Origin of the sequence: Pelagicoccus sp. SDUM812002 (assembly GCF_031127835.1) — a bacterium.
In the GTDB taxonomy this organism is placed as follows: Bacteria; Verrucomicrobiota; Verrucomicrobiia; order Opitutales; family Opitutaceae; genus Pelagicoccus.
In genome coordinates, this window is sequence record NZ_JARXHX010000001.1 from 211,753 (window position 1) to 230,365 (window position 18,613).

Genomic DNA, 18,613 nt, shown 5'->3' on the forward strand with positions numbered 1-18,613 from the left:
ACCTGCAAAGGTCGAAACGCTATTATGAACCAAAGTCAGAAAGGAACAAAAAGATGATTAAACTACACGCCTGCCTAGGCATGGCGATCCTGCTAGCCCAGGCAAACTCCGCGGCCGACAAGAAATTCGCAAAGCCGCCCGAACAACCGGTGAACACCCGCATCGAAGGCCATATATTCATTCCCCACAGCGTCGAGCCAACCGAACAGCGACTCTCGAAACTCTCCCTTCCCGAGGGATTTAAGATTCGGCCCTTTGCTAAAGATTTGGGCGAGCCGCGTATGTTGGCGGTTGCAGACAACGGCGACGTGTATGTCACACGTCGCGCACCTAATGAGGATGTCTTACTCCTCCGCGACGCCGATGGTGACGGTACCGTCGACCAGCAAGTGACCGCAACGGAGTTGAAGCAGGTACACGACATCGCGATCAAAGAGGATCTAGTATATTTGGTAGCCGTTAACAAACTGTACGAAGGCGAGATTCAAGAGGACGGTACCTTTGGCGAGCTAAGTGTAGTATTGTCCGACCTTCCTGACGGTGGGCAACATCCTAACCGCACCATAAAATTCGGCCCCGACGACTATCTCTACTTGACCGTCGGCAGCACCTGCAACGCCTGCGATGAAACGAACGATGAAAACGCTACGATCCTTAAGGTAGACCTTGAGGCGAAGAGTCGGGAAATTTTCGCCAGCGGTTTACGCAACACTATCGGTTTCGACTGGCACCCGGAGACGGGCAACCTGTACGGGGTGGACCACGGAATCGATTGGCTGGGAGACGACGATCAGCTGGAAGAACTGAACCTTATCGAGGACGGAGCGAAATACGGCTGGCCTTACGTGTTCGGCAAGAGCGAACACAATCCCGCCGACGAGCCACCAGCGGGAACAAGCCGAAAACAGTGGGCAAAGGAATCCCACGAACCGGTCTTGCTTCATGAGGCGCACGCCGCTCCCATGGACCTGCATTTCTACACAGGCGATGCCTTTCCAGAAGACTATCGTAACGATGCATTCGTGGCGTTTCACGGCTCTTGGAACAGGTCCGAACCAAGTGGCTATAACCTCGCACGAGTGGTCTTCGAAGACGACCAGCCTCTCCGTTTCGAAACATTTGTCGGCGACTTCTTGGAGGATGGAGGTAAAGCACAGTTTGGACGCCCTTGCGGCCTAGCACAGACACCGACCGGAGACCTGCTCTTGAGCGATGACAAGCACGGCGTTATCTATATCATTTCGTACGAAGGCTAATTATATATCGGCTGCGTTGTAGAACAATCGCTGGCGACTATTCACCTAACGAAGCCGCATTTCCGCAGGACACGGCTTTACCATAAACCCAACCGTTTCGAGTTTACGCCTGGAAACCTGAAAACAACCCTCAGCCCCGAAACGCGTTAAGGGCCGCCGCCCGCTCCTGCGCTGCCAACGCTTGCTCTTCCGTCTGGTTCGATCCCTTTGTGGGCTCGCAAATGAAGGACTCCTCATCCGGGCGAGAAAGGATGTCCATTCCCGTAGTCCGCAGTAGTCCTTCCAGCGCGCGCGGACTCGGAGCCCACCAGTTCGTAGGATCGCCAGCAAAGCGTTTCTCGATAAAAGACATCGACGGCCAAGTCGGCGAGCAAAGGTCGGATCGCTCTTCGTAGCCGAGGTTGTCTGGCAGGTCGACCTCTTGCTCCAAAGCGGGACGGGTGAGGCTTTGGAACACGAGTCGCTTTTTAGTCTTCGCGGCCAAGAGATCGAGGGCCAGCGTCGGATAGCGTAAATGATAGAAGACGCCCATAAACCAAACGAGATCATAGCATTCCGGCTCGACGCAAAGCTCGTAGACCGTCTTGCGTTCAAACGAGACATCGAGCCCGAGTTTCTCCGCAGCCCAGCGCCCCTGCTTCAAGTAACGATCATCTATGTCTACTGCTCGGACCTGCGCACCCCTTCGTGCAAGCTCGAAACTATAGAAGCCCGCGTTGCAACCGACGTCTAACACGCTCCAACCGTCCAACGATTCTGGCAAGTGTCCGACTATCTGCTCCCACTTGAATCGAGGAAAATCTCCCAGAGGGTGATCCGGAGCTGTTTGCCCTTCTGGTAGATGAAGATTGTGAAACCACGGATCGAACGCTTGAACTTCCTGTTCAAATCTCGAACTCGCTTCGTTCCGACGCGTCTGTAACGTATCCATATATTTATCCTTTCACCGCGTTACTCGCAGCCAAATTTTCCAACTGCTCAGCCCTTTTTTCGGGAGCGTGTTCCGCTAAGAAACGTTTTCTGGCTCGCTCCCCGAGCTCCACCCTATCCGCCTCACTGAATTCCTGCAGGTACTCGATCACTTGGTCCGAGGAATCCGCCAACAGAATTTCTCGGCCAGGCTCGAAGTAGTCGCCAATGCCCTCCCACCGGTCGCTAATGACGGGGACTCCGCAAGCAGCGGCCTCGAACAAGCGCACGCTTGGGGAATGTCCGAGCTCAACCATGTCCGCACGCGTCACATTGAGCGTAAATCGCTGCGAATTATAGAACTCCCGATGGAGGTGCGGCGGCAAATGATCAGATCGTTCCACATTCTCTGGCCATTGAATGTCAGCCGGATACTGCGGGCCTACTACTTGGAACCGCTCACTAGGAAGCCTTCTCGCAGGTTCGATGAGCAATCGCTCCAGCGGAGGCTGCCGATCTCTTGAGTACGTTCCGAGATAACCCAGCGACAGGTGCTTCTCTTTAGGTTCCGGATAATACAGGTCCGGATCAGCCGAACAATGGAAAGCAACCGCATTTTGAGCTCCAAATTTTTCTTGAAGACGCTCTAGTGCGATTCCACCTGAAAACGATAGATACGCATCAAACCGCGGTACCAACTCGGGGGAGAGATATTCGCATGAGCCGCCCTCTAATGCTTTCAGAGTAACGGGGGTATCGATGTCGTAATAAAAAAGCGACTTCCAGCTGGCGAATGATTTTGTCAGCCAATCACCGATGGCTATTCCGTCGTGTACGTAGCTTCCGAGGATCATCACCTCGGTTTCCTTGCTTCTACCTGCGACTCGCTGCTTTAGTTCTTCCGTGTCAGAATAAAGGACAAGCTCGGCGAACTTCGGGTCCGGCATGTCCCGGTTCGTGCGATACCAAGGTGCGTCGTATTCAAAAAACACGCACTTGTTTCCGCGTTGGGATAACGCTTTCAATAATGATCGAAACGTAGTGGCATGACCATTACCCCAAGAGGATGAAAGCGATAGCCCGATAAAAAAGAAGGTGGTTGGGTCAGACGACGAGCTCATTTAAAAATCCATCTAGATTGAACGGTCCACAAGAAAGTCGAGCATTCGCTCGGCCTCCAAAGCCCGGTGCGCATAGGTGTGCTTCTCAAGCAGTTTTAGCCGCGCCCGCTCGCCCATGCGTACGGATTCGTCCCAGGTCAGGCTCTTCACAAATTCCGCGACCTCATTTCCGTCACGTGCCACTAAGCACTCCTCGCCAGGGTTCAGAAACTCCTCGATGCCCTCCCAGGCATCAGTGATCAAACAGCCACCCGCTCCGACGGCTTCGAAGAAACGGGTGGGCGGCGAATAGCCGTTTTTGGCCATGCTCTCACGGCACACGTTCAGCACCGCTTTAGCCGTACGGTTGAAAGCGTTGTGGTCCTTGGTGTAAAGGTGGCCGATCTTCTTCACGTTCGGCAGTACAGGAGCGTTTTCCTGCCAACCGTTACCCGCCAGAAGGAACGAGTCGTCAGGGGCGTTGCGAGCCGCGCCGAAGAAAAATTCAAGAACCCGCTCCTCTCGGTCCGGCAGTCGATTGCCCGCGAACGCGAGCGAACTGCGGAATCGTTCTTCGGGTTCCACCGCGAAGTGTGTCTCTGGATCGAGCGCATTGTAGATAGGAACGCACTTGCGCGCCCCCATCGCTTCGTAACGCTCGACTACCGGTGCACCGCCTCCGTAGGTGAAAACGCAATCATAGCACGGAAGGCACTGGTGAAAGGGATCGTCCGGATTCTCCTCCATCCGGGCCAATGTCGCCGGAGCGTCGACGTCCCAAAAAATGCGCGTTTGACCACGTCTCAATTTGAGAACGCGCGACTCTAAATACTCGTCGCGGACTCCCACGCCGCTCGCCTTGACGACCACATCCGCCAGGGACGCCTCCTCCAAGCGCCTTTCCAATTCGCTGTTGTCATCCTCCACTGGATACACGTCGCTGCGGGCGTACGGCACCTCGTCCATGTCTCGATGATCCTGGCGTTCGAAGGCGTCCGGTTCGTAAAAGGTAATCCGATGCCCTCGGCGGTGGAGTTCTTTTATCATACCCCGGAAGTAGGTGGCCGCTCCGTTCCAGTAGGCCGACACTAAGCTCGAGCCAAAAAAAGCGATTGAATGGGTTCGCCGCTCGCCAGACAGCGGACGCTCTTGATGGTTAGATACTGTAGGTTGCATAGGCATTACGATTGTGCTGCTGAAAGGTTTGAGCGTTGTGATTCTAGTCCGAGTCCGCTCGGCGCCTCTCCGCAGATGCTAAGCAACTCGTCCACGCGATGGACGCAGGTGTGACGCTTCTTGATCGTCTCGAGGCCGCACTGGCTTAACCTGCGTGCCAAAACGGGATCGTTGATGATTGCCGCCATCGCTTCTCGCATTTCTCGGCTATCCCTTGCCGTCAAATAATCCTCTCCCGGCGAGAACAGCCCCTCCGCGTCGTCCCATGGCGCGCAGACGAGTGGGATTCCGCACGCCAGTGCTTCGAAGACTCTGATCGTAGGGATGCCTGGCAGCATCTGCGTATAGAAGCGACGCGGAACGTGCACCGTCAGCTGGTACTTGCTAAAGACTTCCGGAGCAGCGTGATTTGGCAGCCATCCGCGGTACTCCAAGCCTCGGGCCTTGAGGGCGGCCTTCGCCTCCTTTGGATAACGCACCCCGTAGACACGTCCGCGAATGCCGAGCTCCGAAATTGGGCCGAGCAGGTAGGCATCCAATTCTTCCGAGCGCTCATCATCGCCCCAGTTTCCGATCCAGACCGCTCCCTCTCGCTCCTTGAGCGGTGCCCGAGGATAAAACCACGTCGTATCCGCCGCCTCGTGCCAGACCCATGCCTGATTTGACCATCCTCGATCTCTGTATTGATATTTTAGTGACTCTCCAAAAACCAAGGCTCCGTCGTAATACGACAAGTCATAACGGTTCATTTCCTCCGGAGCACTCACTGCCCGATGATGCGTATCATGGAAATAGATACGCACCTCTTGATTGAACCGTCTCGCCGCACCGACCTTAGCGACTAGTTCCGGCTCGTTCCACTCATGCACCAGCACCACATCCGCAGCTTCAATCCACGGTGCTGGATCGAAGCCCTGGGGATCATAGGTTCGCCAAAGTCCTTGTAGCCCAACAGCCTCATTTATTTCGGATAGCATATCGCCTCCTGCATCTTCGATGAGATTCTTTCGGCTCCAGCCGTCAGCGGGTTCCAGCACGAGGACCTCGTGCCCCCGACGCGCCAGGTCCTTGACGACGCCGCGCAGAAAATGCGCGTTGCCGTGGTTCCAGTCGGATAAGAGCGAATGATAAAACAAAACGAATTTCATAAAGCAAATTGGGCCGTCCTAGATGCACCGGATTCCGAAATGATATTGTAGTAATATTTCAGATATGATTCCGCCATCGAACTGGCACTGAAACGCGAAGACACCGCTCTCTCCCGTGCTAGCTCGCCGAAACGGGAGAGCTTGATCTCGTCGTCAACCAACTGCTGAACGGCGTTCGTCCAGCACCGCTCGCTCCGCGGTGGCACGAAGAGTGCCGCGCCTTCCCAATTGGCCCGCAATGATGGAATATCCGCTAGAATGAGTGCACAGCCTGCCGCTGCCGCCTCCAACACCGCTAGACCAAAGGGTTCGTACAGAGCCGGACAAATGTATACCGAAGCTTGCTCCATAGCCGAAGACATTTCCTCACGGCTCAGTTGACCCAGCAGCTCAAGGTTCGAACAATCCGGGGAAGCGTTACCGTTGGGCGAAACGGACTCACCCGCCACTCGAATAGGCCACTCGACGTTCCTGGCAGCCTCCGAGAGTACCGCAATGTTCTTAGCCTCATCCCATACCCGACCGGCCGTAAGGATATAGGGTTGCTTTGGAGCGGGTCGGATGGCCTCGACGTTCCTACCGTTTCCTACGGCCGGCAAACGCCGGTACGAACCATACCATTTCTCAAGGCCATCTAGCAACGACTCGGAGATACCGGTCACTGCCGTCGCGCCCGCCATTCCGGCTGCGATTCTCCGCTGATACTCATCCCACTCCGCTCCTGGGCGGCCCTCTCGTACTGCTTCGTACCAAGAGTAAACGCAAGAGTGAGCTACCACCAATGTAGGCGAACAAAAGCCAGTCGAAGTGTAGCAGTACTGGTTTAGATGGATGACATCGGGACGGAATCCATCCTCAAGTTCCTGTAACCAGTGCACGGTCTTTTCAACGTCGTCCCAAGGTTCCTCCATCCACTCAAGCTTCGCTTTCTTGTACAATAGCGTTGCCCCCTTCAGGCGATCCACTTCGCTCGTTTGCGCTGGTGTGATCGAGTCCCCCACAGCGGCCAACAACACCTCCACACCTTGTTCTCCAAAAGCGCGACACAGCTCGATTGAATAGGTCCAGACCCCTCCCACAGTGTCGCTCACCATCAGAACCCGCAGGCCTTCAGGCCGGCCATTGCCGCTAAGCACTCCGCTATCAGGGCCTCTCACGGCTCAGTCCCCTCCAAGTCGATCCAACCTTTCACAAACCCATCTGGCCTGTCCTCGAGATCTTGATACGCTTCGTTGATCCTTTCGAGAGGATACCGGTGTGTCAGCAATCGATCCAAAGACAACGCTCCACCAGCCGCGAGACGAATGCCTTCGTGCATCCCCTCCGTGTAAACATCGGGCGCCCGCTCATGGGCGTTGATTACATCGATGCCACGCCAATTCCACTGCTGCATGTTCACTTCTCGCAGCCCGTCTTGATGGTAACCTGCAATAACGAGCCGACCCCGTTCGGCGACAAACTCGCTCGCTACGTTCAACCCGCCAGCATAGCCGGTGCATTCCATCACCACGGGGAATTCCGATAAACCTTCTCTCTCCAGCGATTCCCTAACCTTCCAGGCTTCGGCCATCGGCACCGTGACGTAAGCTCCCAGTTCGTCAGCCAACCGTCGGACAAACGGACGCGATGTCACGCAAACCGCTTTGGCTCCGGCGTCTTTGACAAGCTGAAGCAACAAACACCCCAAGAAGCCCAAGCCCACGATTAAAACCGTATCTCCTTTTTTGATACCGCTCCTCCGAAACACGTTTACCGCACAACCGACAGGTTCCGCCGGAAAGGGACGATCCTCCAATTCTGCTGGCAATGCGATCACCTCAGAAGCGGCAACACAAACATAGGTGGCATAGGAACCATCTGCCAAAAATGCGACCCGATCCCCGAGCTTTAGCCCTGAAGTTTCAGCATGCTCACCGAAGGCCTCCACGATTCCCCAGCCTTCGTGTCCCAGCTGGCCGGGCTCAATCGGGTAAGTGAACCAATCGCGTCCCTGCCACATGGGCAGACCGGAAACGCAAACTCCGCAACCCAGCATACGCATCCGAACTTCACCGACAGCAGGATCAGGAATCGGTGACTCTTCCACAGTCCACTTCCGCGGTGCTATCAGTTTGGCAGCGAGTCTTTTCGAGGGTGTGGATGAGTTGAACCGCTCTAAAACGTCTACGCTAGTTTCACTCATCTTTAGACAAAGGTTTGTTCTCTCTTTTCTGCCACGAAACTTCGCCCTCTAGGTCGAACGTTCCGCTCCAGCCACTCACAGAGGTTTCGGACACCGTCCGCGGGTGCGACTTGTGGACGCCAGTCAAGGGAGGACTCCAACTTGCTAGTATCCGAAACATAGTAACGTTGGTCGCACTCTCGCCAATCGCTGAAGCGCAGCTCGACTTTAAGTCCAAGATTCTCCTGCAGGAGATCCACTAGCTCCAACAAGCTTAGTGTGCTTCGCACTCCACCTCCAACGTTGAACGCCTCTCCTGAGATCGACTCGATGTTATCCACAGCCTTGGCCATAGCGTCTGCCAGATCGTCGACGTAGAGCACGTCGCGAACCTGCCTGCCGTCTCCGTAGATTGAGATTGGCTCGCCCTTGAGAGCATTGTTGATGAAATGCGCGACCCATCCCTGGTCCTCGGTTCCCCATTGGTGCGGCCCGTAAATGCAGCTCATCCTGAAAACCGTCGCGGGCAGTCCGTAGCTCCGTGCGTAATCAAGCACGTACTGGTCGGCGGTACCTTTCGAACAGCCATAGGGACTGCAGAAGTTCAACGGAAAGCTTTCATCGAAGGCTTCGAACTTTACAGACTCCGGGGTGTACCGGGTTTCCTGCTTCTTAAGAGGAATCGAGTCGAGACCACCGTAGACCTTGTTCGTCGAGGTAAATAAGAGCGGAACCGGGTTGGTTGTCCGCAGAGCCTCGAGCAGATTGAAGGTCCCGCAAGCGTTCACCGTAAAGTCTTCCTGAGGTCGCAATAGGCTCGTGGTCACTGCCACCTGTGAAGCCAGCTGGAACACACAAGACGCATCCGCCACCGCCGCCTTGACCGCTTGAGGATCGCGGATATCGCGCAGGTCTATTTCAACCTGCTCAGGATAGCGGTTTAGTAGCCACGCCAGATTCTTCTCCACGCCAGCCCGCGACAAATTGTCAAATATCCGCACCTTGGTCCCGGCACTGCAGAGTCGATCCGCCACGTTGGTTCCCACGAATCCCGCTCCGCCAAATATAACTGCTGGTCGCTCTCCCGATTCCCGGCCAATATGAAAGGGTCGATCCATTGTCCGAGCGAAGTCGACAAGGTTTGCTACGCCTCCTTCTTCCCACAATCGAAACGCCAGCTTCGGTTCGCCCTCCGCTGTCTTAACGCCAAAGTGATAATGCTTCACATCCTCACGCAGGCCATCTTGATGCGGCTCGTCCGGGTGCAAATCGTGAAGTTGGTAGATGTAGCTGCGCTCAACAGGCAGTCTCAGGATCTCCAGCAAGTGGTTCACCTGCTCGCGCTCGTCGTGACGCCAAGTAGAATACCCCGCCTCCGTCACCCAGACCTCCGCGTTAGGGTTATAGCGATGCAGCGTTTCCCGAGCATTCTCTACGTTACGCTCCCAAGTGAAACCTACGAAGTCCCAAGTCCCGGGAAATCCATGCACCCCAATCGCATCGAAATGCTGGAGTACGCCCCGGTCGCCAATCATGGCCAGCCAAGAAGCGTTCGTCTCCGCCATTCCTCCCATCAAAGTCTTGTATCCACGCTTTTGACACCAATAGGCGGCCTTTGAGATCATGTCGGAAAAGATCTCCCAATGAGGATCCAAGCGAAAATCCCAGTCATTCAGGTTGTTCGGCTCGTTCCACAACTCCACCCACTCGAAATGCTCGCCGTAGCGGTCCAGTGCCGTGTCCATAAAATCCGCGTACGCCTTTGGATCTCTTGGCGGCGACGCCGTACTGGGCTCTATGCCCAAAGATGGCGGGGTGTAGGTAAAACAAGGCAGTATCTCGAGGTGCGAAGCAAGAAACGGAATCAGCCAGTCGTACCAAGCGGGTCCGCCCTCGCGAAAATAGTCTGCCCACGAAACTCCAAACCGGAGCCGTCGCACTCCAAGGCGTTGCAAGTCGGCGACCGCCCTTTCGGCACGAGCTCGCTCGCCCACTCGAAACCATTCGCAGAACCCTGCTCGGCTCTCTAGCAACTCGACCGCTCCTTCCTCGTAGCTCACCTCGCCCTTCATTTCGCCAATCCTCTTGTTGTCAGTTCTCGCTGGGCGTCCTCTACTCGATCGATGGCTATCTGACCCTCGAGCCATCCTACCAGTTCAACTAGGCCGTCATGAAAATTCACCCTTGGTCGGTACTCCAGCAAATGCCGGGCTAGCGTCGTATCAGCGTAGCAATGACGCACGTCACCCGCCCGGAATCTTCCAGTGATTTCCGGCTCGATTTCGCCTTTCCGTCCCATCGCCGCTATGATGGCTTCCGCGATCTGTCGTATGCTACGCTGTTCACCGGATCCCACATTGACCACGCAGTTGCGAGCGGCCTCCGTTTCCAGTGCCAGCCGGCAGGCACAAGCGACATCTTTCACGTGAACGAAATCGCGCCGTTGCTCGCCATCTTCGAAAATCAAAGGCGCTCGTCCGTTCATCAGGCGAGAAGCGAAGATAGCCAGGACGCCAGTATAGGGATTCGACAGGGCCTGTCGCGGCCCGTAAACATTAAAGAACCGCATGGCAACTGTTGGAATATCATAAGCCTCACCGAAAATCAGGCACATTCGCTCCTGGTCGTATTTGCCCTGCGCATACATCGACGCGGGCAAACACGGCTTAGACTCCGCAGTGGGCTCCGGCTTAAGCGTTTCGCTGCCCTCTCCCCTGAAGTCCCAAGAGTTGTGCTGGGTAAAGTGGTTTTCCCTCCGTTGCTTTGGAAATGCCGACTGGCCTGTCCCGTCCACGTAGGACCCCTCTCCATACACGCTCATACTTGAAGCCACGATCAGTTTCTTCACTGGATTCTCAAGTAACGCCTCCAATAGGACAGCAGTGCCAAGGGCATTCACCTCAGTGTATTCCCTTATTCGATACATGCTCTGACCAACGCCCACCTTGGCGGCAAAATGGTAAACGAAGTCGACACCTTCCAAAGCCCGCTTAAGAGCTTCAATATCAAGAATATCTCCCGCCACGAATTCGACTGCAGGATCCAAGTATTTAGGAAGCGTACCCTCGGGATGAACCTGCTTGTCCAAGTGGTCAAGAACACGGACACGGTAACCTGCTGCAAGCAGCTCGTCCGCCAAATGTGAGCCAATAAAACCGGCTCCTCCTGTTATCAAAACAAGTTCTCTGGATTGATTCAAGTTCGGCATGAGCCAGCCACTGCATCTCCCGCGCCAACTGCCGGAGTGGGCTCCTGCTCCAGCGAAAACAATAGATAGCTGCGACAACCCAACACAACCTAGCAGCAAAACGCATAGCTGCAGCTGCATTCTGCTATTACTAATCGCCTTGGTATTTCTTATAAAACAGGGGGTCTCTCAGGGGTGGCATCCGACGGAACGCTGTATCCATTTTCTCCTACACGTACCGTTCGATCCATAGCAGAGGAAACTTCGCACGCCTCCAATGCACTCTGAATGAGAGCTCCTCGCGCAAAGTCCGGCTGATCCTGTTCGCCGCTGCGAATGCCCGTTATAAAACGCTCGAAAATGCTCGGAGTCGCATCGCATCGCAAATGCTCCCAATCACCGCACTTCCTTCCTACATTGCGACTGATCAACAATTCGTTAGCAGATCGATCAAGATCTAGTTCGATTGATCCCTTATCTCCGTAGAGGTTTAGCCGGAGAGAGTTCAGATGAGGAACCGCCCACCTCGTCGTGTGGATTACACCGATTGCTCCGTTCTCAAACTCCGCCGTAATCGCTGCACTGTCGTTCGCTTCGAAGTCATAGTCGTCAGCCACGCCCGTTCGGTCTTTTTCGAAACTTTTAAGCGTGCAGCGCACCGACGAGATCCCGCCGAGCGGCATCGAGGCAAAGTCTAGAATGTGCACCCCCACATCTCCGAGCACCCCCATGCTTCCATGTTTTTTCGACAAGCGCCAAAGCCACGTTGGAGACTCTCTCCAGTATCCCCATTCATCTTGAGCAAGCCAACTCTGCAGGTAATGGGCGTGCACATGTCGCACCACTCCGAGCTCCCCGGAGGCCACAAGCTTAGCTGCTGCCTGCAGGGCCGGACTGTCGCGGTATGTGAAGTTCACCATGTTGATGACTCCTGCCGCATGAGCGGCGTCTCGCATCCGAGCCGCATCCTCATAGCTTGTGGCCAAGGGCTTCTCGCATAGAACATGCCTCCCCTTTTCGATCGCTAGAAGCGCTATCGAGGCATGCATAGCATCAGGGGTCGCAACAGAGACCGCGTCCACCGGCTGACCGGCCAGCAGGTCCCTAGCGCTGCAGTAGGCGTGGCCGATTGAGTGCTCCGCACAGAACGTTTCGACCCGAGTCCGGTTCACATCGCAGGCAGAAACAACCTCCACCCTCTTCATCCTAGAGAAACGCAACGCGTGCTGATTTCCCATCCCTCCCGTTCCAATGATTCCGATTCTTATCATGAGCTGTTAGTAAGGCTTCCTGCTGCTGCTAATCTCGTACCAACAGGGATCGCTCGAGACATCAGCCAACTCGAAAGGTTTGCGATAGAAACAACAGCCGGACGGCCACCTTACGCATCTGTTTCACAAAACCTGTAAGTGCCGAGCTTCCTCACTGCATGTCCTCACGCACCAAATTTTGCACGTATCTATCGATATCTTGTAAAGAGGCCGGTCCATCTTCAAAAATTCCACCAGACTCGCCTGGGTCCTTCCAATCTTCCGCTGCTGTACATCCAACAAGCTCGTGCCTACAGGCCCGCACCAACTTTCACCTCGTTCGACCGAGAGAGAATTAACGAACAGGTCCTAGCCTTGGCTCGATGCATTTCGCTTTCTCAGGGAAACAACTTCTGCATTTTGCTCCCGCCCGCGGAAAGGCTATACCAAAAATGATCGGACGGCCGTACGCGTATTGCCGTAGTATAATCCGTAATATCATTTCCCGCGTGCCGAGAGTATTGGCTAATCATAGTTGTATAATTGCCCATACTCTTCCATATGCAGCTTAGCATGCACGTGATTTTTGACACCGGCATTGAGTAGCTCCGTTCTCTGCATGTTCACTCTCCTTCTATTTGAACTACTCCACATGGCACGAATGTTGCAGAAGTGCGACATCAATGGCTCATAACCTACCAACTGAGTCACTCACTCCTCGAATAGCTTCGCCAAAGTTAGGACGCGAGATCTGAAACTCGACGCATTACACAGCACCGACGCAAACAAACGTAATCCTGTACGAGACGGCCGCACCAAAGAGATTTAACGAATTGCTTTTTCCGAGACACACCTCCCTGAACAACCCAAGTAAATATTTCCACGATATCCGGACTGCGGGAGTAGACGGGATATGAGCAATATGTTCGTGGCTGGTGTCAGCGGCAGATGTAGAGGCGACGTCGTCCTCGGCTGTATAGCCGTCATGTTGCTTCAAGTCTGCGATCAAGCAGAGTGCATCCGCGTGGACGACTTCGAGTTGCTAGCCTATGTCCTCGTGAAGGTAATCTACACATTGCAACGAGGAAAGGATCCAAGTACCTTATATCCCTTTCCTTCTGTCTCAGATCGGCCCGAAGCTAAAGCAGTCGGCACATTGGGCCTGTCCGAGGCTGCTGCCATTTCACAACTCCCTCGCACTATCGGCAAGGAGCTAATGCACAGATCAACCACCGCCGTCGGGCGAAAGAGGCTACCGCTTTGCCCCTAGCACTTGCCTCTCGGTCACTGTGCTCTCTCTAGGCAAGGAATCCTCTCTCTTAAACTGTTAACCCCACTAAGCTCATGTCATCCGACTCAAAGGCGGAACCAACCGTTGCCACACTCCCTTCAGCAGACGAACCCTCCAAGACCCCAAAGGCCATTGTGGGAATCGGCGCGTCCGCAGGTGGTTTGAGTGCGTTGAGAGCTATGTTCCAAGCGTTTCCTGCCGATAGCGGATTGGCGTTTGTGGTCGTCATCCACCTCTCTCCCCAGCACAAGAGCCATCTCGCTGAACTGCTACAAAAGAACTCTCCGGTTAAAGTTCAGCAGATCCGAGAGACGACGCCCATACTACCCAACCACGCCTACGTAATCCCGCCCAACGCCCAGTTGGAGGCAATCGATACCCACCTAAGGCTCGCGCCGCTAGAGAGGAAACCTGGTGATCGAGCAACTATTGACCACTTCTTCCGCACCCTTGCCACGACACACGACGGCAACTCCATCGGCATCATCCTAACCGGTACCGGCGGAGACGGCTCTCTCGGCATAAAGGAGATCAAGGAACAGGGAGGGCTCACCATCGTACAGGATCCAAGCGACGCGGAGTATGAAGGCATGCCGCGAAGTGCCATCTCCACAGGTTTGGTAGACCTCGTCCTTCCCCTACAGGAGATACCCGCCGCTGTCATGAGGCTCGCCAACACCGAGCCGAACCTCCCGACGAAAGAAAACGAGGGCGAGGAGATGGTACCGCAAGAACAGCAAATCCTTCAGCGCCTTTTCAGCCTAGTGGCCTCGCGCACAAACCGGGATTTCAGCAACTACAGGATCTCTACCATCTTGCGGCGCATCGAACGCCGCATGCAACTGAGGGGTATCGACGACCTCGCCGACTACCTGACGACACTGAACGAGGAGCCCTACGAAGCCCACGCCCTCGCGGAGGACATGTTGGTCACCGTGACCAGCTTCTTCAGGGATCCGAAAGTGTTCGCCCATCTCAAGGAAAAAGTGATCCCCAACATCTTCGATAATCGCCAGACCGACGAAGAGATTAGAGTGTGGAGCGTGGGGTGCGCGTCCGGAGAGGAGGCCTACACACTGGCGATACTTTTCCACGAGGAAGCGAAGCGGCGCGACGCCACTCAGCGTATCCAGATATTCGCTTCAGACCTACACGAACGCTCACTCAAGCGAGCCCGAGAAGGCTTTTACTCAGGCGATATCGATACCATCATACCAGCGGACCAGCTCAACCGGCACTTCACTAAGGTGGACGGAGGTTACCGTGTCCAAAAGGCGCTAAGAGATATGATCGTGTTCACCCCGCACAATCTGCTTGGCGATCCTCCCTTCTCGCGCGTCGACCTGATTTCCTGCCGCAACATGCTCATCTATATCAAGCGGGCGATCCAACGAGACATTGTGGAGCTCTTTCACTACGCCCTTCGAACAGATGGTTTCCTCCTGCTCGGCACTTCCGAAAGCCTTGCGAGCGATGATTTGTTCCGAACCACCAGCAAACGGCACTGCGTGTTCCGTAAGCGCAAAGTTGCGGCCCTAGAACCACGGCTTCCCGTCTTCCCTTTCGCTCAAACAAAGCTGTCCGCAGACGGCGGATGGGAGAAAAAGTCCAACAAGCCGATCGCCTTCAGCGAACTACAAAAGTCGCTGTTGGAGCGCTACTCTCCGCCAAACGTGCTGGTGAGCCCTGAGGACAAAGCCACGTACCTTTCGGATAATGCCGGAGCTTTTCTCCGCCACTCGAGCGGAGAGCCATCCACTAACGTATTCAAGCTAGTCCGACACGAACTGTGCGGCGAATTGAGAGCGGCCCTTTTCCGTGCTCGCGAGACGGAAGAGCTCGTCCGCTCCAAGCCCGTCGAACTGCCTACCGAAGATAAGGATTCGGCAATGCAGGTCGTCATCAGCGTCCAGCCCGCGACCGGCGAAAAGTTAGCTGGTTTCGTGCTCGTCTTATTCGAGGTGAACATGGAGGCAGCTGAAAGCGGCGCCGCAGACAAGGACAAGCGCGAGCCCGGCTCCGGAGCGGAGCAAGCCGCCTCACAAGAAAGCAGGTCCGAACTCGGATACACGCAGCAGATGCTGCAGTCCATCGTCGAGGAGCACGAGATCAGTAAAGAAGGCATGAACGCCGCCAACGAAGAGCTTCAATCGATGAACGAGGAGCTGCGGTCAACGCTCGAAGAACTGGAAACCAGCAAAGAGGAGCTGCAGAGCACAAACGAGGAACTCCAAACGATGAATCAGGAGAACCAGTACAAGGTGCAGGAATTGGATCAGCTGACGGGAGATCTGCAAAATCTGCTCGCGGCGACCGATATCGCGACTCTGTTTCTCGACAGAGAAATTCGGATACAGCGCTTCACCCCAAATATCGGGGAGCTGTTTAACATGAGGAACATCGACCAAGGTCGTCCCCTCTCAGACATCACGCATCGGATAGGCTACGATAAGCTGCAGGAGGACGCCCGCCAAGTCGTCGCGAAACTCATCTCCGTCGAGCGCACCGTTGAGAGCGAATCCGGGAAGTGGTTCCTCACTCGGCTCATGCCCTATCGAAGCGTGGAGGACCGCATCGAGGGCGTCGTGATCACTTTCGTCGATATCACTGAACGCAGAAATATCGAACTGAAGATCCGCGACGCCCGCATCTTCGCCGAACGCATCGTGGAGACTTTGCCGGAGCCGCTGATGGTACTCACCTTCGATCTCCGGATACAAACCACCAACGACACCTTCCACGAACATTTCAAAATTCCCAGAGCCGAAACAAACGGCCGAACGCTGTTCGATATTGAAAACGGATGCTGGGACAGCCCATTGCTTCGAAGTCGCCTCAAAAGCCTAAGCGACGAAACCCCCACCTTTCGCGACTTCTATACGACGTTGGACTTCCCTAGGGTCGGACGTCGGTTTCTGCTGATCAACGGTAGGCGAATGGCCGACACGGGGACGATCCTGCTCGCCATCAGCGACATCACGAATCTATCCAAAGCCGAGTCAAACCTCAGGAAGAGCGTCGAGAGATTTCGCGCCCTAGCCAATGCAAGCGCTTACGAGATCTATTGCATGAAACCGGATTGGACAGGCATACGACGGCTGGATATTCCAGCCGGATCGAGAGACGGAAACGACTCGAGCTCGTCTTGGCTGGACGAATACATCCTTCCCGAGGAGCAGGAGGACGTCGAAGCGGCGATCACCAAAGCGATTGAAACCCGAAGCGTCTTCGAGCTAGAACATCAGAAAAGAGACCGGAGCGGATGCGAGGGTTGGGCGCTCTCGCGAGTCGTGCCCATCCTCGACGAAGCGGGAAACCTCGTCGAGTGGATCGGTGCCGCGAGCGACGTCACCCTGCGAAAGCTAGGCGAGCGTGAACTAAGCGATAGCAGGGCCCACCTTGCCCAAGAGCTCGGCGTCATGACGCGACTGCACACCCTGTCGACACGGCTTCCCGCCCTAAGCCAGATGAGCTCAGTGCTCGAGGAAGCACTCGATGCGAGCATCGATATAATGGGCGCCGACATGGGCACCGCCCGAATAGTCGATCCCACTACGGGGGAGCTTGGGCTAGTCGCTCAGCGAGGTTTCAGCGATCGAATTCTGGAGAAGTTCGGCCGAGTGGATGCTGCCCACACCTCATGCTGCGGCCGCGCATATAAAGCTGGCACACGCATTTTCATCGAGGACGTACGCGAAGACCCGGGATTCGAGCCCTATCGCGAACTCGCCGAAGAGGCCGGATTTGTTTCCGTTCAGTCCACCCCCCTCAGGGGTCGTGACGGCACGCTTCTCGGTATGCTCACCACTCACAAGGGCGCGGTTGGCCGCCCGGACGAAGCGGACCTGCGGGTACTCGATCTCTACGCTCAGCAAGCGGCAGACTACATCCAGCATGTACGCCGCCAAGAGGAAATCGCTACGGAAAATCGCCGCAAGGACGAGTTTCTAGCAACCCTCGCCCACGAGCTTCGTAACCCCATGGCACCTATCCGCACTGGTTTGGAACTACTACGGATAACTCGCGAGGATACCGACCAGTTCGACGAGATAATAGGTATGATGGAGCGGCAATGCGGACAGCTAGTCACGCTCGTCGACGACCTGTTGCAGGTATCCCGCATCAGCCAAGGAAAACTAAAGCTGAAGAAAAAGAGGGTAAACCTCGCCGAAGTCGTGCGCAGCGCGTTCGAGGAAACTCGACCGTCTATCGAGGAGGCGAAACATGAATTGCGACTCGATCTCCCCCGCGAGCCCACTTATGTGAACGGAGATCCAAATCGTCTCGCTCAAGTTCTATCAAATCTCCTCGGCAACGCCGCGAAGTACACCCCGAAGGCTGGGGAAATAAAGCTCTCTATTCAGCGAAGTGGCTCAACCGCTACGATCGCGGTGAAAGACAACGGAATCGGCATCTCGGCTGACAAAATCGGCAAGATATTCGACCTGTTCAACCAAATCGAGAGGTACGACGAAAACTGCGAGACTGGATTGGGAATCGGCCTCTCGCTCGTCAGGTCAATCGTCGAGCTGCACGGTGGGACAATTGCCGTCCACTCCGATGGCGAGGGAAAGGGATGCGTCTTCACTGTCGAGCTGGCCCTCGACGAGGAGGATTCCTTGCCCGAAGAGGAAAACGATACCAAAGAAACTCAGTCCATCCCAGCAGCTCAGGTTCCTCGAAAGAGGGTTTTGGTCGCCGACGACAATGACAATATACGGCAAATGTTCAAATTCTATATTGAGCACCAAGGGCACGAAGTGCGTACCGCGAAAACGGAGAGAAAGCTATCGAAGCCGCGACTGCGTTCAGGCCTGAGGTCGTATTCATGGATCTAGGCATGCCCGTAATGGGCGGCTGCGAAGCAATCCGTAAAATCAAGCAGGAACCGTGGAGCAAAAACATGGTTTTCATCGCTATCACTGGAAGGGGCACGGACGCCGATATCAAAAATACCACGGAAGCCGGTTTCCATCACCACATGGTTAAGCCGCCTGATCCTAAGAAGCTAATCGCCCTTATCGGACAGACGGAGGAGGCGGGCTGCTCCCACTCCCCCGCTCCTACTCGGGCACCGCATAGTGAAGGTGAAAGAGCACTGACCGACGGCGAGGGCGAATAGGGTTAACCGACAA

General features: G+C 55.3%; 13 protein-coding genes. 4 read left to right on the forward strand and 9 right to left on the reverse strand.

What is annotated here, in order from left to right; all coding sequences use genetic code 11:
- The first annotated feature begins 53 nt into the window (after positions 1 to 53).
- Positions 54 to 1,256 carry a PQQ-dependent sugar dehydrogenase gene (locus QEH53_RS00850; protein WP_309021222.1) on the forward strand — a complete coding sequence of 401 codons (1,203 nt, stop codon included), beginning with the start codon at positions 54 to 56 and terminating at the stop codon, positions 1,254 to 1,256.
- A 130-nt stretch (positions 1,257 to 1,386) separates the two neighbouring features.
- Here QEH53_RS00850 and QEH53_RS00855 read toward each other — a convergent pair whose 3' ends face one another.
- The 9 genes from QEH53_RS00855 to QEH53_RS00895 form a co-directional block, all read right to left on the reverse strand.
- The gene (locus QEH53_RS00855; protein WP_309021223.1) at positions 1,387 to 2,187 is read right to left on the reverse strand and encodes a methyltransferase domain-containing protein; all 801 of its coding nucleotides are present in this window, start codon (positions 2,185 to 2,187) and stop codon (positions 1,387 to 1,389) included.
- Positions 2,188 to 2,191: 4 nt separating this feature from the next.
- Positions 2,192 to 3,112 carry a glycosyltransferase gene (locus QEH53_RS00860; protein WP_309021224.1) on the reverse strand — a complete coding sequence of 307 codons (921 nt, stop codon included), beginning with the start codon at positions 3,110 to 3,112 and terminating at the stop codon, positions 2,192 to 2,194.
- Positions 3,113 to 3,298: 186 nt separating this feature from the next.
- On the reverse strand, positions 3,299 to 4,441 hold the full coding sequence (locus QEH53_RS00865; protein WP_309021225.1) for a glycosyltransferase: 1,143 nt from the start codon (positions 4,439 to 4,441) through the stop codon (positions 3,299 to 3,301).
- 5 nt (positions 4,442 to 4,446) lie between these two features.
- Complete coding sequence (locus QEH53_RS00870; RefSeq protein WP_309021226.1) at positions 4,447 to 5,589, reverse strand: glycosyltransferase; 1,143 nt, start codon at positions 5,587 to 5,589, stop codon at positions 4,447 to 4,449.
- The gene (locus tag QEH53_RS00875; RefSeq protein WP_309021227.1) at positions 5,586 to 6,746 is read right to left on the reverse strand and encodes a glycosyltransferase family 4 protein; all 1,161 of its coding nucleotides are present in this window, start codon (positions 6,744 to 6,746) and stop codon (positions 5,586 to 5,588) included. The genes QEH53_RS00870 and QEH53_RS00875 overlap by 4 nt, the downstream gene beginning before the upstream one ends.
- A complete protein-coding gene (locus QEH53_RS00880) occupies positions 6,743 to 7,771 on the reverse strand; it encodes a zinc-binding dehydrogenase (RefSeq protein ID WP_309021228.1) in 1,029 nt (342 codons plus the stop codon). The genes QEH53_RS00875 and QEH53_RS00880 overlap by 4 nt, the downstream gene beginning before the upstream one ends.
- 2 nt (positions 7,772 to 7,773) lie before the next feature.
- A complete protein-coding gene (locus QEH53_RS00885) occupies positions 7,774 to 9,822 on the reverse strand; it encodes an NAD-dependent epimerase/dehydratase family protein (RefSeq protein WP_309021229.1) in 2,049 nt (682 codons plus the stop codon).
- A complete protein-coding gene (locus QEH53_RS00890) occupies positions 9,819 to 10,958 on the reverse strand; it encodes an NAD-dependent epimerase/dehydratase family protein (RefSeq protein WP_309021230.1) in 1,140 nt (379 codons plus the stop codon). Before QEH53_RS00890 ends, QEH53_RS00885 begins: the two co-directional genes overlap by 4 nt.
- Before the next feature lie 149 nt (positions 10,959 to 11,107).
- Positions 11,108 to 12,208, reverse strand: a complete 1,101-nt coding sequence (locus QEH53_RS00895; RefSeq protein WP_309021231.1) for a Gfo/Idh/MocA family oxidoreductase — start codon at positions 12,206 to 12,208, stop codon at positions 11,108 to 11,110.
- 892 nt (positions 12,209 to 13,100) lie between these two features.
- On the opposite strand from QEH53_RS00895, the gene QEH53_RS00900 reads away from it, so the two are divergent.
- The 3 genes from QEH53_RS00900 to QEH53_RS00910 all read left to right on the forward strand — a co-directional run bounded on the left by QEH53_RS00900 (position 13,101) and on the right by QEH53_RS00910 (position 18,600).
- A complete protein-coding gene (locus QEH53_RS00900) occupies positions 13,101 to 13,457 on the forward strand; it encodes a hypothetical protein (protein WP_309021232.1) in 357 nt (118 codons plus the stop codon).
- Between the two features lie 74 nt (positions 13,458 to 13,531).
- A complete protein-coding gene (locus tag QEH53_RS00905; protein ID WP_309021233.1) occupies positions 13,532 to 18,316 on the forward strand; it encodes a chemotaxis protein CheB in 4,785 nt (1,594 codons plus the stop codon).
- A complete protein-coding gene (locus QEH53_RS00910) occupies positions 18,307 to 18,600 on the forward strand; it encodes a response regulator (protein WP_309021234.1) in 294 nt (97 codons plus the stop codon). The genes QEH53_RS00905 and QEH53_RS00910 overlap by 10 nt, the downstream gene beginning before the upstream one ends.
- Positions 18,601 to 18,613 lie beyond the last annotated feature (13 nt).

Excerpts from the sequence above, each read along its gene's own strand:
- QEH53_RS00850 (WP_309021222.1), top strand. The coding sequence starts at position 54 with ATGATTAAACTACACGCCTGCCTAGGCATGGCGATCCTGCTAGCCCAG.
- QEH53_RS00855 (WP_309021223.1), bottom strand. The coding sequence starts at position 2,187 with ATGGATACGTTACAGACGCGTCGGAACGAAGCGAGTTCGAGATTTGAA.
- QEH53_RS00860 (WP_309021224.1), bottom strand. The coding sequence starts at position 3,112 with ATGCCGGACCCGAAGTTCGCCGAGCTTGTCCTTTATTCTGACACGGAA.
- QEH53_RS00865 (WP_309021225.1), bottom strand. The coding sequence starts at position 4,441 with ATGCAACCTACAGTATCTAACCATCAAGAGCGTCCGCTGTCTGGCGAG.
- QEH53_RS00870 (WP_309021226.1), bottom strand. The coding sequence starts at position 5,589 with ATGAAATTCGTTTTGTTTTATCATTCGCTCTTATCCGACTGGAACCAC.
- QEH53_RS00880 (WP_309021228.1), bottom strand. The coding sequence starts at position 7,771 with ATGAGTGAAACTAGCGTAGACGTTTTAGAGCGGTTCAACTCATCCACA.
- QEH53_RS00885 (WP_309021229.1), bottom strand. The coding sequence starts at position 9,822 with ATGAAGGGCGAGGTGAGCTACGAGGAAGGAGCGGTCGAGTTGCTAGAG.
- QEH53_RS00890 (WP_309021230.1), bottom strand. The coding sequence starts at position 10,958 with ATGCCGAACTTGAATCAATCCAGAGAACTTGTTTTGATAACAGGAGGA.
- QEH53_RS00895 (WP_309021231.1), bottom strand. The coding sequence starts at position 12,208 with ATGATAAGAATCGGAATCATTGGAACGGGAGGGATGGGAAATCAGCAC.
- QEH53_RS00900 (WP_309021232.1), top strand. The coding sequence starts at position 13,101 with ATGAGCAATATGTTCGTGGCTGGTGTCAGCGGCAGATGTAGAGGCGAC.
- QEH53_RS00905 (WP_309021233.1), top strand. The coding sequence starts at position 13,532 with ATGTCATCCGACTCAAAGGCGGAACCAACCGTTGCCACACTCCCTTCA.
- QEH53_RS00910 (WP_309021234.1), top strand. The coding sequence starts at position 18,307 with ATGGATCTAGGCATGCCCGTAATGGGCGGCTGCGAAGCAATCCGTAAA.